We start from the raw sequence: 15,852 nt of genomic DNA, 5'->3' as shown, positions 1-15,852 counted from the left end.
AGTGACGGAATGGACGCCCTGCCCCCGCCGCCCCTGCAAGGTCGCGGCCCCTCGCCCAAACGTTTGAGTGCAGCCTTTCTCGGCTTGCTGCACAGCCATATCGAGCTGTTTGGTATCGAGCTGCAAGAACAGAAAAGCCGCACCCTCAACGTCTTGCTGTTTGCCGGTTTGGCCCTGGTGTTTGCCCTGCTGTTGCTATTGGGCCTGTCCGCCCTGGTGCTGATTCTGGTCTGGGACAGCTACCGCATCGCTGGCGTGGTCGGCCTGTGCGTGTTCTATGCCGTGGCGACGCTGGTCTTCGCCTTGCTGCTGCGCAACCAGGTTACCGACGAACACTCCCCCTTCAGCGCCACCCTCGAAGAGCTGGCCCGCGACCGTGAGCGCCTGATGCCATGAGCCAAACAGCGAAACCCACCCGTCAGGAACTGCGCAAACAGCTGGTTCGCTTGCGTATGGAAATGCACCGCCACGAGTTGCGTCACGAAACCCAGGAGCTGCTCCAACCGCTGCGCAAAATGCGTGGTACCGCCAGCAGTTGGCAAAGCAGCCTGAGCACCAGCCATGCCCCACTGTGGGGCGTGGCCGGGGTCAGCCTGCTGGGTTTTTTCGGCGGTAAAAGCAAAAAGCTCAGCCGCTGGCTGAAAATCGGCATGAGCCTCTATCCGCTGTTGGCAGTGGCGTTGAAGAACCGCCCACCACGCTGACTACCGTCTGTCTTACAACTGGCCACCTTCTTGCAAACGGAACGGCATGAACAGCAATCCTGCGCTGTTCATCGCCCAGCTTTACGCGGGCGGAACCGCAAACCGTAACTAAGGATGTGACTGTGATCGACGGGCAACCGCTTGCCTGCTTCCAGCCGTTTATTGATACCGCCACCGGCCGTATCGCCGGTATCGAAGCACTGGGCCGCCTGCAACAAGCCGACGGCCGCCTGGCTTCGGTAGGACCGCTGTTCGCTGACCCCAAATTCCCCATGACCGCCCTGCGTCGTCTCGACCGGGAAGTACGCGCCGATGCCCTGCAACGTTTTCACGCAGCACCCGCCGACTGGTTTCTAAGCATCAATATCTCCCCGCGCTGGATCGGCCGTCTGCGCCCGAATCAGCCGCTGCCCAGCCTTAAGCAGCTGGAAAAACATGGCGTCGCCCCTGAACGGATCGTCTTTGAAATCACCGAGCTGGGTGGCGGCAGCCTGCGTTTACCGGAAGTGGTCGCGCGCTACCGCGAAGCCGGTGCGCGTATTGCCATCGACGACTTCGGTGCCGGTTACTCGCAGCTCGACCGCGTACTGGCGCTGCAGCCGGACATTCTCAAACTCGATATGCGCCTGTTCCAGGAAGCGGCCCGCGGCGGCCCGAGCAGCGAAGTGGTGAAAGCCCTGGCGCAGATGGCCGAGAAAACCGGCTGCTGGATCATCGCCGAAGGGGTGGAAACCGAAGCCGAGCTGGATTTTGCCCTCGAATGCGGTTCGCGTTATGTGCAGGGCTACCTGTTCGCCAAACCCGAGCGTGAGTTCTTCCCCGCTGACGCTTTCGTCGAGCGTTTTGCCGAACTGCGCAACCGTTACGTGCACAACAAACTGTCCGAGCGCGCCCGCCTGATGGCCTTGCGTCAACAGCTCACCGGGCTGATGAACAGCCTCAAGGCCTGGGCCGAAGCCGACGTGCCCCTGGCCAACCTGCCCGCGCCCACCGCCTACCCCTGGTTGCTGCGGGTGTATCAATGCGACCCCAACGGCACCCAGCTGACACCCAACCTGGAATGGACGGGTAGCGGCTGGCGTGAAGATGGCCGTTACCTGGGCCATAACTGGTCGTGGCGGCCGTACTTCTATCAACTGCTGGCCGAAGGCTGGGATGAGCGTCGGCTGATTCTGTCTTCCACCTACCGCGATGCCACCAGCAACCAGTACTGCCTAACCGCCGGGCAATTTATCGACAATGGCCAGCGCTTGCTGCTGTTGGATATCGACGTGGCCGGTTTGTAACACCACCCCTCGTAGGAGTGGCTTCAGCCGCGATGCTCTTGAGGCTGAAAAGAGCAAAGGCATCGCGGCTGAAGCCGCTCCTACGGGAAGATTCCAGCCTGTGCCCTTGCAGCCCGCTCCCGGAACCGGGAAGCTACCCCCTCATCAGCCACTGAACGGCGAGGACTGGCCTTGGACTGGCAGACACTGCTCAACCGCGAACGTCTCGGCAAGCCGACCCACAGCGCTGCCGAACTGGGCCGCAGCCCATTTCACAAAGACCACGACCGCATCATCTTCTCCGGTGCCTTTCGCCGCCTGGGACGCAAGACCCAGGTGCATCCGGTGTCCAGCAACGACCATATCCATACGCGCCTGACCCATTCCCTGGAAGTCAGCTGCGTCGGCCGTTCCCTGGGCATGCGGGTGGGCGAGATGCTGCGCGATGCCCTGCCCGATTGGTGCGAACCCAATGACCTGGGCATGATCGTGCAGTCGGCCTGCCTGGCCCACGACATCGGCAACCCGCCCTACGGCCATTCCGGCGAAGACGCCATTCGCCACTGGTTCCGGCAGGCCGCCGGGCGCGGCTGGCTGGATAGCATGAGCGACGTGGAGCGCCAGGACTTCCTGCATTTCGAAGGCAACGCCCAGGGCTTTCGCGTGCTCACCCAGCTGGAATACCACCAGTTCGACGGCGGCACGCGCCTGACCTACGCCACCCTCGGCACCTACCTCAAATATCCCTGGACCTCGCAACACGCCGACGCGCTTGGCTACAAAAAACACAAGTTCGGCTGCTACCGCAGCGAGCTGCCGCTGCTGGAACAGATCGCCGGCAAACTCGGCCTGCCGCAGATCGATAACGAGCGCTGGGCGCGCCATCCGCTGGTGTACCTGATGGAGGCGGCCGACGACATCTGCTACGGCCTGATCGATCTGGAAGACGGGCTGGAAATGGACCTGCTCGACTACCCGGAAGTGGAAGCCGTGTTGCTCGGCCTGGTGGGCGACGACCTACCGGAAACCTACCGCCTGCTCGGCCCGCGCGACTCGCAACGGCGCAAGCTGGCGATTTTGCGCGGCAAAGCCATCGAACACCTGACCAACGCCGCCGCCCATGCCTTTGTCGAGCAGCAGGAGGCGTTGCTGGCCGGCACCCTGCAGGGCGACCTGGTGGAACATATGGATGCCCAGGCCAAGCGCTGCGTACTGGGGGCGAAAAATATGGCGCGGGAAAAAATCTTCCAGGACAAACGTAAAACCCTGCACGAGATCGGTGCCTACACCACCCTGGAAATTCTCCTGAACAATTTCTGCGGCGCGGCCCTCGAACTGCATTCGGGTGACAGCCTGTCGTTCAAGAACCAGCGCATCCTCGATCTGCTCGGCTACAACACCCCGAAGGCGGACTGGACGCTGCACCGCTCGTTCCTGCGCATGATCGATTTCATCGCCGGCATGACCGACAGCTACGCTACCGAAATGGCAGCGGAAATGACCGGGCGCTCCAGCCCGGTATAACGGCAAGTTGATAGAGAGGCGTATGCGCAAGCTTTTGCGGCAAGTGTTCAGTTGGCAGTCCGGCCCACCCGCCTGGGGGCCGGCGATGGTGGCCATGCTCGGTTGCGCCTTGCCGCTGATCCTCGGCCTGTTCAGTGGCCACCCGGGTTTTCTCTGGGCTTCGGTGGGCGCGTTCCAGGCCGCCAAGGCCAACCCGCTGCACCGTTTCGGCATGCTGCGCATGTTGCTGCTGATCGGCCTCGGTGCCTGGAGCGCCGGGCTGGGTTTCTGGGGTGCCGACCATCCGCTGATCAGCCTCGGTCTGTTCGCCCTGTTCGGCTTTCTGCTGGCCTGGCTGCAACGCTTTGGTGCCGAGGCCGGCAAGCTCGGTATCGGTCTGGCGATCTGTCTGTGCCTGGGTCAGGGGCAACATGGCGTGGGCAACCTGAGCAACCCCTATGCCGTGGGCATGCTGTTTATTCTCGGTGGTCTGTGGGTCACCCTGCTGGCCTTTGCCTTGCGCGGTGTGCATGGCTTGCGCATGTGGCCGCGGATGCCCCGCCTGCTGGGCATCCTGAAAGTGCTGCGCCGGCATGCCCAACGCCAACCGCGGCGCCAATGGCTGTTGCACGCGATCAACTGCACCTTGGCATTTTCCCTCGCTGGCTTGACCGTCGAGCTGGCCGAGCTGCCGCGCGGTTACTGGCTGACCATCGCCGTGGTCGCCACCTTGCAGTTGGAGTTCCAGGGCAGCCTGGTACGTGCAGTGCAAGCCAGCCTGGCCAGCCTTGCTGCCGCCTCCTTGCTGATCTACTTCGGCCATAGCCTGCAAAGCCCGCCGGTGATGGTGGCGGTCATGCTGCCGCTGATTGCCTTGAGCCGTGCCTTCCAGGCCAATCACTATGGCCTGTTCGTGCTGCAGACCACCTTGTGTTTTCTGCTGCTTGCCGAAAGTCTCTCCCACGATTGGCACCTGGGCCAGGTGCGCGTACTCAACACCTTGAGCGGCGTAGTGATTGCCTTGGCGGTGGCGTTGTTGATGCATGGGGTCCGGCGCTATCTGGATCAGCGCCAGACGGCTAAAAAACCGTCCGACCAGCCCGCGCAAACCTCCTCGTTACAAGAGTGACGCACGCACGTTTTTTGCTCGGCAGAAATTGCGCTCGTTCACTATGCTTGGCTCTTGTCTCGGCGAGGAGTTGAGCGCAGCGATGCCCACGCCGGACTGCACCTGCCTGGTGTGCCCCTAGCCTGTACCTGCTCGACTTCTACCTGCGCTGTTCAAGGAGTGATGCGCAAATGCCCAAGTCTCCCCGCGTCGAACGTCGCTATTCGTTGCACGTCCATATCAGCGTGCTGTTCACCTGCTTGCTGCTGATTACCGGTGTGGTGCTGGGGCTGTTCAACTACCGGCAGACCACTCAGGTGATCTTCTCCAGCAGCAACGAACTGTTCAGCCGCATCCAGGAAGATGTGCAGCACGACCTGCTCAATACCTATCAACCCATCCGCCACCTGCTCAGCCTGCTGGCCCTGCAGGAAAGCAATCAGGCCGCCGACCACTACCAGCGCATGGCGTTGCTGCCCTCCTTCGTTCAGGCACTGCGTGACAACCCGAAACTGGCCTCGCTGTACCTGGGTTATGACGACGGCGATTTTTTTATGGTGCGTCCGCTGTCCACCCAGGCCCTCAAGGACAAATTCGACGCACCGACAGATGCCGCCTATCAGGTCTGGACGATCGACCGCATGGGCGAGTCGGCACTCACCGAGTCAGTGCAATCGGAGTCGGCCTACTACGACGCCGGGCTGAACCTGATCACCCGCCGGCAGAACCTCAAAGAGCGCTACGACCCGCGCAACCGCAGCTGGTATTCCAGCGCCCGCAGTCAGACTGACAAGCGCGACGAGCAGATCACCACGGCACCCTATGTGTTCTTTTCCACCGGCAATGTCGGCACCACCCTGGCCCGCGTCAGCGGCGAACATGCAGTGATCGCCGCCGACCTGACCCTGGCCGATCTGTCTGCCACCCTGGCCAAACACAAAATCACCCCCTCCAGCGAAGTGGTGCTCTACGACGGCGGCGGCAACGCCATCGCCTACCCCGACAGCAGCCGCCTGATCGTGCAGAGCGACAAGGCGCAGTTGGCCAAGGCCCGCGACCTCAGCCCGGTGCTCGCTACCCTGATCGACCATGACCTCAACGATGCCCAACAGGGCAACCTGCAGCTGGGCCAACGCAACTGGGTGGTCTCGCGCAGTCATCTGCAGGAAGGCGGCCCACAGGGCCTTAACCTGGCGCTGGTGGTGCCCGAGGACGAGCTGCTGGCAGATGCCTACCGCATCCGGTGGCAAGGTGCCCTGGTTACCCTGGCCATTCTGCTGCTGTGCCTGCCGCTGGGCTGGTTGAGTTCACGGTTGATCATTCGTCCGCTGCGCAGCCTGGTGCTGGAAGCCGAAGCGATCCGTCGTTTCGACTTCAGCCACCCGGCCAGCGGTCATTCGCCGATTCTGGAGATCGACCAGCTGGCCACCTCCATGGCGCGTATGAAGGAAACCATTTCCAGCTTCCTGAATATCGCCTCCAGCCTGTCCGCGGAAAACCGTTTCGACACCCTGCTCGCCCGGGTCCTGGAGGAAACCGTGGACATCAGTGGTGCCCAGGGCGGTTTGATCTACCTGTTCGATGCCGACAGCGGCAGCCTGGAACCCAAAGGGCTGATCCTCGACAAACAAACCCGTGAACTCGACCCATACCAGCTGCCCAGCTATCAGGCCAACGCCAACGATCTGCCATTCTGGCTGGAGGGCCCGGCCAAGGGCGGTGCCAGTACCACCCAGAGCCTGGGTTTCGACCAGGCCGCCAGCCTCGGTGAAATCCTCCTGACCCTCGACAGCCCGCGCATCCACTTGGCCGCCACCGGCCTGCACAACCGCCAGGGCCAGACCCTCGGCGTATTGGTGCTATTGCAGCGTGACACCGGGCACCCGGAAGACGAGGCCATGTTGCGCCCTGAGCGCATTGCGTTCGTCGAAGCGGTATCCGGCGTGGCGGCGCTGTGCATCGAAAGCCAGCGCCTGCTCGAGAACCAGAAAAAACTGCTGAATGCTTTTATCCAATTGATCGCCGGTGCCATCGACGCCAAGAGCCCCTATACCGGCGGCCACTGCCAGCGCGTGCCGGAACTGACCCTGATGCTCGCCCGCGCCGCCGCCGACAGCGACGAGCCGCCATTTGCCGCCTACCAACCCAATGAGGACCAGTGGGAAGAACTGCATATCGCCGCCTGGCTGCATGACTGCGGCAAGGTCACCACCCCCGAATACGTGGTGGACAAGGCCACCAAACTGGAAACCCTCTACGACCGTATCCACGAAGTGCGCACGCGCTTCGAGGTGCTCAAGCGCGATGCCTGGATCAGCTACTGGCAAGGTGTCGCCGGTGGCGGCAATGAAGGGCAACTGGCCGCCCTGCGCGATGAACTGCTGGCCGCCCTCGACGAGGAATTCGCCTTTGTCGCGCGCTGTAACCTGGGCGGCGAAGCCATGGCCGAGGCCGATATCGAACGCCTTGGGCAGATCGGCATGCGTACCTGGACGCGCACCCTCGACGACCGCCTCGGCGTGTCCTGGGAAGAGAACCAGCGCCAGAGCCGCACTCCGGCACCGGCGCTGCCGGTCAGCGAATCGCTACTGGCCGACAAGCCCGAGCACCTGTTCGAACGGGGTGCCAAAGACAGCATGCCGGTGGAAAATCCCTGGGGTTTCAAACTCAACGAACCGATCTATAAATTCAACCGCGGCGAGCTGTACAACCTCGGCGTAGCACGCGGCACCCTGACCGCCGAAGAGCGCTACATCATCAACAACCACATTGTGCAAACCATCCTGATGCTCAACCACCTGCCCTTCCCCGCGCACCTGGCCAATGTCGCCGAGATCGCCGGTGGGCATCACGAGAAAATGGATGGCAGCGGCTACCCGAAACGCCTGCGCCAGGAAGAGATGAGCCTGCCGGCGCGGATGATGGCGATTGCCGACATCTTCGAAGCCCTGACTGCGGTGGACCGTCCCTATAAACGGGGCAAGACCCTGTCCGAGGCGCTGAACATCATGATCGGCATGTGCAAAGGCGCACACATCGACCAGCAGCTGTTTTCCCTGTTCGTGCGCAGCGACGTGCATATGCAATACGCCCAGCGCTTCCTGCAGCCGGGGCAGATCGATGAGGTTGATGTCGAGGCGCTATTAGGCAAACTCGGTTAAGGCTGGCGTAGGTTGGGTTGAGCGCAGCGAAGCCCAACAGCGATCTGCACGCGGAGCCCCTCGGGCTCCTCGTTGGGCTTCGCGGTGCTCAGCCCAACCGACCTGCGCGAATAGCTCAGCGTCCCCGCGCTACCAACAACTCCCGCGCCGCCTGCAGCGGCCGCGGATCGACCCAGGCATCGATATCGAAGTCACCTTCGAGAAAACCATGCAGGTTGAGGAAGTCCTTCTGGATGCGCAGAAATTCCAGTCGCTCAGCCGACAAGCTCGGTGCCAGCGAGCGATGGAAATCACCGCGATAGGCTTCGGCCACCCCTTCACTGCCAGCCTTGGTTTCCGCCTGCAAAATCGCCAGCAGATCGTCACGGTTATCACTGGCCCAATTGGCCGCGCGCAGGGTCTGGGCAAGAAAACGCACCACCAGGTCGAAGTGGTTGTCGAGCAGGTCCTGGTGCACGGTGATCGGCCGCGGGGTGCCGTTGTTGATGCGCTGGCGCGGTTCGGCGATCAGGTCCAGATCAATACCCACCACCAGGCCTAAACGTCGGGCCGCATCAGCAGCCGAAGCACCTTTGACGTAGACGGCATCGACGCGCCCCTGCACCAGATGATCAAGCCCCGACCACAGCCGCTGCAGGTTCTCCTGCGGCGTCGGCGCGCCTTCCTGTGCAGTCAGCGCCACCTCCACCAGCTGCACATCATCAAAACCCAGCCCGGCCAGCGCCAAGGCACCCTTATAGCCATGGAGACTCATGGCCCGGGCGATGCTGCCGGCACGGCTGTCGGCCCAAGCGGGCAAAGCCAGGCGTTTACCTTTGAGGTCGGCCGGGCTGCGAATACCGGAGTCGGGACGGACCAGAATGGTTTGCCATTCTTCGATCCAGGTCAGGCCGATCAACCGGCTCGGCGCGCCGGCGGCACGGGCTGCCAGCGCCGGGACGTTGCCGCCTTCGCGAAACAGCCCCGGCAAGTCGTGATCGTAATGGTGACGGCCCAGCTGCCGAGCTTCTTGCAGCGTCTCCACGGGCAGACCATCGGCGGCAAATTCTTCCCCAAGCCAACCGAGGTTATAGGCAATACCCGAGGCGGTCGGCACCGGGCAACGGGTGAACCAGATCTTGTCGAGACGCAAGCTCTGAGCGGTGGCAATAGCGGCAGTGGACATATACGAACTCCTGGCAATGGCTGATTGGCAGCTGCAGTGCAGCGCCCATGCCAACGGCTGCAGCCCGCGCCAGCCGGGGCTTTAGCAAATTCGGCAAGCGCTGCTGCTGCGTCGCCAGCAACCCTTGCTGCTGCACAGGCAGCAACCAGGCGGGCATTGCTGCGTCAGCAACAAAGGCCCGCACAAATAACAGCGAAAGCCTCGCCATTACTGGCTTGCAGCCCCATGGCATAGAACCTGCTCCCACCCTGTTCAGGAGCCTGCCGAACCCGGCAGCCAGTCAGTTGAGGTGAGACATGAGTGAGGCCCAACGCACCGTCGCCAGTCAGGCGAGCGTGGTGCTGATCAGTGAGGAACAGGCGATTGCCGTGGCCAGGGAGATTGCCCAAGAGATCGCCGCCATCGCCGCCGACAGCAGCCAGAACGGCGAGTTGCCACGCCGCCAGGCCGAGCTGCTGTCCAGCAGCGGGTTGACTGCGATTGGCGTGCCGAAACAGTTTGGTGGTCTCGGTGCCTCCGTGCAGACCATCGTCGAGACCGTGCGCATTATCTCGGTGGCCGACGGTGGCGTCGGCCAGTTGCTGCAGATTCACAACGTCATGTTGCGCGGCATTTTCAGCGGCTACAGCGACGCCGTGCGCGACCACCTGATCGCTGATGTGCTGGCCGGCAAACGCTTTGGCAATGCCCTGGCCGAAGTCGGCGGCAAGAACAAATTCGCCCTGAAGACCCGGGTCGAGCGCCGCGCCGACGGCAAGCTGGTGCTCAATGGCAGCAAGTTCTACTCCACCGGTGCGTACCTGGCCGAATGGATTTCCCTCACCGCCACCTCCGATGACGGCGGCGTCGGCGTGCTGGTCAACCGCAATACGCCCGGCCTGACCCTGGTGGATGACTGGGAGGCCTATGGGCAGAAGAACTCGGTCAGCGGCACGGTGATTTTCGACCAGATCGAGCTGGATGAAGCCTACGTGGTGTACCGCCAGGGCCCGATGAAACGCACCGGCCTGACCTTCCCGCAGATTCTCCACGCAGCCATCGACACCGGCATCGCCGCCGGTGCCCTGGAGGCCGGCGTGCACTACCTGAACAACCATGCCCGGCCCTGGGTGGAAAGTGGTGTCGAACACGCCAATGAGGAGCCGCACATCATCAAGCAGATCGGCGAGTACGCCGTTGCGCTGCGCGCTGCCGAGTCGCTACTGCGCGACGCCGCGCGGGTGTTCGATCTGCATGAGCAAGACCCGGAAAACAAGGAGCTGCAGGACGAACTGATTCTCTGCGTGGCCACCGCCCGCGCCCACTCGGACAGCGCCTCGCTGAAGATCTCCAGCGATATTTTCTCGCTGCTGGGTGCCAGCTCGTCACTGACCAAATGGAACCTTGACCGCTTCTGGCGCAACGCCCGGGTCCACACCACCCACGACCCGATCCGCTGGCGTTTGCATCACGTCGGCAACTACTACCTCAACGGCGTAGACCCGGGTGAATACACAGCGATTCTGAACACCAAGCAGGCCGAGGGTGCGGCCAACAAATAAAACGCCGTTACCCGGAATACAACAAGGGCGCCGCTAAGGGTGCCCTTTTTTCATCAACTGACCGTTACGCCACCGACAATTCGCGCAACGCCGCGGTGGCCAGAAACCCGGAGCGGGAAGCGTAACGACGATCTTTGGTCACGCGATCGTCAATCCGCTGCAGCAAATTTTCCGGCAAGGTGGCGTTGAACCGCACCGCCTTGCCCAGGTACGGCGTTACGTCAAAAACGACCACCGCCCAGACCCCACCCGCATAGTCGGGATTATCGATATGCACGTCGATCTCTTGCGCATGTGGCAGCGCCTCGCCGTCGGCCACCAGGCCTTCGAAGTGCAGCGCCAGGGCCTCCTGGGCATTGTCCAAAGCCAGCGCCACCGTGGCACCTGCAGAAAAGCACCCCGGCACATCGGGTATCGAAACACCGTAGGCCAAATCAGCGTCTTTGTGCAGCACGACTGGGAATTTCATCTTGATCACCTCGAAAGATTCAACGATCACGGAGCAGGTCGGGAGCTGCTCACCTGAGCCCTGCCGATCTCAATATGCTGTGAAATGTCCCTATGGGAATTTCCGACTTGGGGTGAGGAACGGTGACCCGCCCCCGCTTGCGCGGGTGTTTGAACTGATGGTGGCTACCCTTGACTGCAATCCAACCATCAGCCTTGATCAGCTCGATAACCTCGCGGCTGCGCATCCTTGCCTCCTGCCAGGTTGCGCGCAAGTGTGTACCGCACACACTTTTGTAGCGACATTCAACCCAGGGATACACACTGCACACACTCGCGAGGCAAAAGCTGTACGTCGCCCAACGCTTTGCAGCGGGCGGTTCCGTTAGTGATGTGAGAAGGGACTTTGCAGCGGGAAACGGCGCAGGAAGAAATGCAAACACAGTCGTTCCAGCGGAGGCTGGGACCCAGAGTCTCTCAGGGAACGCCGTTCGATCGGAAATTCTGGGTCCCAGCCTACGCTGGGACGACAGAGGGTTGCTTGCCGCGTGACGCTCGTTAAGCCACTTGCTCCAGCAGCTTTTTGCCCTGCGGCCACAAGCCGGTCATCTTCCATTGCTGCTCCAGTACGCCCGGACCGAACTCTTGAGAACCACCGAGGTTCTCGGCCAGGGCCTGGAAGTAGGCACCCTCTTCGATCAGCAAAATCAGTTTGGCCACCTGCAGAACGCTTTCTCCCCAGAACGTCGCGCCGCCATTGGCTTCCAGCAGCGCCGGGATATTCGCGTCACGCTTCAGGGTTTCAACGATAAAGTCCGACTCGGCTTGCGTGCGGTCGAGGTACAGCGGCAACTCACGCGCCAGGGTCACGCGCTGCGAAGCGGCGTAGCGCAATGGCAGGGTGCGATGGGCACCGGCCCAGCCGCCCAGGTATGGGGTATGCACATGGGAAACCACATTCACCTCCGGGCGCTCCCGCAGCACCGGACCGTAGCGTTTGCCACTGAAAGCAGCCTTGCTTTCGCTCAGCGGTGTGCCAGGCGGCAGCGACTCGTCGAGGTGGACCACGCCGTCATAGCTGACCACCGACAAGCTGATTTTCGGCTCGTCGGCCCATGCACTCGGCGCGCCCAAGGCGATCACCAGATCGGTATCCGGCACGCGCACATAGGCCTGCAAAGTGTTGGTGGCAGTCAGGGTGCGGGTCTCCTGCAATACGCGAAAGGCTTTGGCGAAATCGCGCTTGGCCTGGGCGACGAAGTCGAGCTGGCTGGCAGTCAGGGTGGAGGTCTGGCTCATGGTCGGGTCCTGTCGGTGACACCACTGGATTAGTGGCCGTACAAGCCCCAGAGCAGAACTTGTGCCAGCGCCTGCAGGCCCCAGAACACGCGGGCTTTCGGGATGCAACGCGAGCCCTCTGCTGCGTGCCAGACAGATAAGTGCTGCTGGGCTGCTGCTCCACCAGCAATCGCCAACACCAGCTCCCTGGCCGAACCTGCCCAGGCCAGAGACCACGGGGCCTGTAGCGCAGTCGCAAGCCGTGGCATGGGCGTTGCAATCCTGCTGCCACGGCTTCCACCGCCCCCTTAGGAGCAGCAATGAGCACTGAATTTTTCTGGCGTTTGCCACTGGGCACCGACGGCCCGCAACTGAGTACCGACAACCACAACCGCGGTGCCCACAGCCACCGTCCAGGCAATATCGCCCCCGGTCGTTTGCCCAATGGCGAGCCGGATGACTTCACCTATATCGATTACATCGCCCAGGTAGCCAAAGCCGCCGAGCTGGCCGGCTTCGAAGGCGCGTTGTTGCCCACCGGCCCGGAGCCATGGGTAGTGGCCGCGGCCCTGGCCCGCGAAACCCGCCGAATCAGGTTTCTGATCGCCTTTCAGGCCACCTGGACCCTGCCGGCCTACGCTGCCCAGCAAGCGGCAATTCTGCAGAATTTAAGCCGTGGCCGCCTGGACTGGAACATCATCACCGGCGGCAACCCGGCCAGCCAGCGCGCCAATGGCGACTACCTGGAACACGACCTGCGCTACAAGCGTACCGGCGAGTTCCTCGATGTCATTCAGGGCCTGTGGGAGAACGACAAATTCTCCTACGAAGGCGATATCTACAAACTCGATAACGGCTCGCTGCCGCCCGGTCTGCATAACGAACGCAAACCGGGGGTGTACTTCTCCGGTTTCTCCGATGCGGCATTGGATGTGGCGGCCAAACACGCCGACGTGTACCTGAACTGGGCCGAGCCGGTGGACAAGCTCAAGCCGCATATCGAGCGCGTGCGCGAACTGGCTGACAAACAAGGGCGCAGCGTGCGCTTCGGCCTGCGCGTTGATCTGTTCGCCCGTGAAACCGAAGAAGCCGCCTGGCGCGACCTGAAGGCCCAGTACGACCGCTTGAGCAGCAAAAGCAGCGCCCTGGTGAAGAACTTCACCAGCGGCTCCGACTCGGTTGGTGCCGCCCGCCAAACCGCCTACCACCAGAACGTCGACCGCTTTGAAGACCTGATTCTCGGCCCTAATCTGTGGGCCGGTTTCGCCAAGGCCAAACCGGGGCCGACCGTGGGCCTGGTGGGTAGTCACCAGAACATTGCCGAACGATTGGTGGAGTACCGCGACGCCGGTTTCTCGACCTTTATCCTGGCCGGCAACCCGCACCTGGAAGAGGCCCTGCGCATTGGTCAGGAAGTGCTACCCCTGGTGCATCAGCGCCCGGCCGTGAGCAACGGCAAAGACACCAATCTGCAGGCCAGCGCCTGATGCCCGCCAGCAAGGAAACCGCCGTGAGCCATCCGCTCGAAACCCTCTGGTACACCCGCTGCCCGGTGCCAACCGGGCTGGGCATTGCCGTGCAAAAAGGCTGGCTGAACGACACCCTCGGTGCCCTCGGTACCCAGGTGCAGTCGCTACGTGAGTCGAGCAATCAGACGGTGCGCGAATCGCACTTCGATCACAGCCTGCAGAACTCAGTCCGCCATGGCGGCAATATTCCCGCCATCTGGGCCCGCGCCCAGGGCCGGCAGACGCGGGTGATCGGCTTGTCCTGGGCCGATGAAGTGCAACTGATCCTGACCCGCCCGGACAGCGGCATCAAAACCGTCAAGGACCTCAAGGGCCGTACCTTCGGCCTGCCGGACTGGGCCAATGCGCAGATCGACTTCACCCGCGCCCAGGCCCTGCGTGGCCTGGAAAACGCCCTGAAGCTGGAAGGCCTGGAAGTGGGTGATGTGCAGCTGGTGGACTACCGCTATGGCGGCACCTTCAGCGACAACCCTGTGCAGGATGTGGCCGGCACCCTGGTTTCCGGCGCCCCCACCCACCACCGCGCCGAAGGCCGTAATGCCGAACTGCTCGGGCTGCTGCGCGGTGAGGTAGACGCGATCTTTCTCAAAGGCTCCAGCGCTGCGCAACTGGCCCACGACCTCAACCTGTACACGGTGATCGACACCGGCGCGCACCCCGAACCGCTGATTCGCTCGAACAACGGTACGCCACGCACCCTGAGCGTCGACCAGCATTTGCTGGACCAACACCACGACGTCGCCGTAGCCATTCTCGACAGCGTGCTGCGCGCCGAACACTGGGCCTCGCAATACCCGGACGAAACCCGCCGCTACCTAGCGCGGGAAACCAACAGCAGCGAGTACTGGGTGCGGGTCGCCTATGGCGAAGATGCCCACCTGCGGCTGAAAACCGCGCTCGACGACAGCGCCATCGGCGCCCTGCAAGACTTCACCGCGTTCCTCCACCGCTGGAATTTCATTCCCCAGCAGTTCGATGTGCGCGACTGGATCGATACCCGACCGCTAGAGACCCTGCGCAGCGCCAACACGGCGCTGGCAGGCTGATCGGCCGGGCTCAACTGGACGACTTCATGAGCTCATTGGAAACCCTTTGGTACACCCACAGCCCCGTGCCGACCGGCCTGGGCATTGCTGCGCAATCCGGGCGCCTGGCCGAAGCCTTTCGCCCGTTCGGCACCAGCATTCAATCGCTGCGTGAATCCAGCGAGCGCGAAGTGCGGGAAGCCCACTACGACCATCATCTGCAGAACTCGGTGCGCCATGGCGGCAATATCCCGGCGATCTGGGCCTACTCCGCGGGTGTCGAAACCCGCGTGCTGGGGTTGTCCTGGAGCGATGAGGTGCAGCTGATCCTGACCACCGAAGACAGCGGCGTGCGCACCATCCGCGACCTGAAGAACCGCCGCTTCGGCGTGCCGAAATGGGCCAATGTGCAGATCGACTTCACCCGCGCCCAGGCCCTGCGCGGCCTGGAAAACGCGCTGAAGCTGGAAGGCCTGGAAGTGCGCGACGTCGAGCTGGTGGACTACCCCTACGGCGGCACCTACAGCGACGAACAGAAGCACCATATGTACGGCTCGGAAGTGGCCCTGAACAACGGCCGCCACAGCCGCCGCAACAATGAACTGATCGGCCTGCTGCGCGGCGATATCGACGCGATCTTTCTCAAGGGCGCCCATGCCGCGCAACTGGCCAACGAGTTCGGCTTGCGCGTGGTGGTGGACACCGGCTCGCACCCCGACCCGCTGATTCGCGCCAACAACGGCACACCGCGCACCCTCACCGTAGACATCAACTTGCTGGAACAGCACTTCGATGCATCGGTACGGATTGTCGATACGGTGTTGCGCACCGAGCAATGGGCCTGGGCCAACCCGAATGAAACCCGGCGTTTTCTGGCCCAGGAACTGAACACCAGCGAGTACTGGGTGGCGGCGGCATACGGTGAAGATGCCCATCGCCGTCTGCGCACCAACTTCGATGAACGCTCGATTCACTGCCTGCAAGACTTCACCGACTTCCTGCACCGCTGGGACTTTATTCCCCGTCACTTCGATGTACGCGATTGGATCGACACCAGCGTGCTGGAACATGTGATCAGCGCCACCAGCCGCAGGGCGATTTAAACCGCTGCTGCATACGCAGCAAT

Annotated in this window: 14 protein-coding genes; 10 read left to right on the top strand and 4 right to left on the bottom strand. The window is 62.6% G+C overall.

What is annotated here, in order from left to right:
* Positions 1-9 precede the first annotated feature (9 nt).
* From ACVW0Y_RS11070 to ACVW0Y_RS11045, 6 genes are all read left to right on the top strand, one after another.
* The gene (locus ACVW0Y_RS11070; protein WP_457438269.1) at positions 10-396 is read left to right on the top strand and encodes a phage holin family protein; all 387 of its coding nucleotides are present in this window, start codon (positions 10-12) and stop codon (positions 394-396) included.
* Positions 393-704, top strand: a complete 312-nt coding sequence (locus tag ACVW0Y_RS11065; RefSeq protein ID WP_457438268.1) for a hypothetical protein — start codon at positions 393-395, stop codon at positions 702-704. The genes ACVW0Y_RS11070 and ACVW0Y_RS11065 overlap by 4 nt, the downstream gene beginning before the upstream one ends.
* A 122-nt stretch (positions 705-826) precedes the next feature.
* On the top strand, positions 827-1,990 hold the full coding sequence (locus ACVW0Y_RS11060; RefSeq protein ID WP_457438267.1) for an EAL domain-containing protein: 1,164 nt from the start codon (positions 827-829) through the stop codon (positions 1,988-1,990).
* A 171-nt stretch (positions 1,991-2,161) separates the two neighbouring features.
* Entirely contained in the window at positions 2,162-3,493 is a 1,332-nt protein-coding gene (locus ACVW0Y_RS11055; protein ID WP_457438266.1) for a deoxyguanosinetriphosphate triphosphohydrolase, read from the top strand.
* 22 nt (positions 3,494-3,515) lie between these two features.
* Positions 3,516-4,601: an FUSC family protein gene (locus tag ACVW0Y_RS11050; protein WP_457438264.1), complete on the top strand. Its 1,086-nt coding sequence runs from the start codon at positions 3,516-3,518 to the stop codon at positions 4,599-4,601.
* Positions 4,602-4,771: 170 nt separating this feature from the next.
* Positions 4,772-7,741, top strand: coding sequence for an HD domain-containing phosphohydrolase (locus tag ACVW0Y_RS11045; protein ID WP_457438262.1), 2,970 nt, complete (start codon positions 4,772-4,774; stop codon positions 7,739-7,741).
* Between the two features lie 115 nt (positions 7,742-7,856).
* Here ACVW0Y_RS11045 and ACVW0Y_RS11040 read toward each other — a convergent pair whose 3' ends face one another.
* Positions 7,857-8,906, bottom strand: a complete 1,050-nt coding sequence (locus tag ACVW0Y_RS11040; RefSeq protein ID WP_457438261.1) for an ABC transporter substrate-binding protein — start codon at positions 8,904-8,906, stop codon at positions 7,857-7,859.
* A 296-nt stretch (positions 8,907-9,202) separates the two neighbouring features.
* On the opposite strand from ACVW0Y_RS11040, the gene ACVW0Y_RS11035 reads away from it, so the two are divergent.
* On the top strand, positions 9,203-10,447 hold the full coding sequence (locus ACVW0Y_RS11035; protein ID WP_457438259.1) for an acyl-CoA dehydrogenase family protein: 1,245 nt from the start codon (positions 9,203-9,205) through the stop codon (positions 10,445-10,447).
* Positions 10,448-10,511: 64 nt separating this feature from the next.
* On the opposite strand, the gene ACVW0Y_RS11030 is transcribed toward ACVW0Y_RS11035, so the two are convergent.
* The 3 genes from ACVW0Y_RS11030 to ACVW0Y_RS11020 form a co-directional block, all read right to left on the bottom strand.
* Complete coding sequence (locus ACVW0Y_RS11030) at positions 10,512-10,916, bottom strand: type II toxin-antitoxin system HicB family antitoxin (protein ID WP_457438257.1); 405 nt, start codon at positions 10,914-10,916, stop codon at positions 10,512-10,514.
* A 49-nt stretch (positions 10,917-10,965) separates the two neighbouring features.
* Positions 10,966-11,142 carry a type II toxin-antitoxin system HicA family toxin gene (locus tag ACVW0Y_RS11025; RefSeq protein ID WP_457438255.1) on the bottom strand — a complete coding sequence of 59 codons (177 nt, stop codon included), beginning with the start codon at positions 11,140-11,142 and terminating at the stop codon, positions 10,966-10,968.
* 310 nt (positions 11,143-11,452) lie between these two features.
* Complete coding sequence (locus ACVW0Y_RS11020) at positions 11,453-12,193, bottom strand: class II aldolase/adducin family protein (protein ID WP_457438253.1); 741 nt, start codon at positions 12,191-12,193, stop codon at positions 11,453-11,455.
* Positions 12,194-12,492: 299 nt separating this feature from the next.
* Between ACVW0Y_RS11020 and ACVW0Y_RS11015 the strand changes: the two genes are divergently transcribed.
* The 3 genes from ACVW0Y_RS11015 to ACVW0Y_RS11005 are packed head-to-tail and all read left to right on the top strand — an operon-like array spanning position 12,493 to position 15,829.
* A complete protein-coding gene (locus tag ACVW0Y_RS11015; protein WP_457438251.1) occupies positions 12,493-13,659 on the top strand; it encodes an LLM class flavin-dependent oxidoreductase in 1,167 nt (388 codons plus the stop codon).
* 23 nt (positions 13,660-13,682) lie between these two features.
* Positions 13,683-14,747, top strand: coding sequence for an ABC transporter substrate-binding protein (locus tag ACVW0Y_RS11010; protein ID WP_457438249.1), 1,065 nt, complete (start codon positions 13,683-13,685; stop codon positions 14,745-14,747).
* A 26-nt stretch (positions 14,748-14,773) separates the two neighbouring features.
* Positions 14,774-15,829 carry an ABC transporter substrate-binding protein gene (locus ACVW0Y_RS11005; RefSeq protein WP_457438247.1) on the top strand — a complete coding sequence of 352 codons (1,056 nt, stop codon included), beginning with the start codon at positions 14,774-14,776 and terminating at the stop codon, positions 15,827-15,829.
* The last annotated feature ends 23 nt before the right edge of the window (positions 15,830-15,852 follow it).

It is taken from the genome of Pseudomonas sp. TE3786 (genome assembly GCF_054057335.1).
This window is presented reverse-complemented; position numbering and strand designations above follow the sequence as displayed.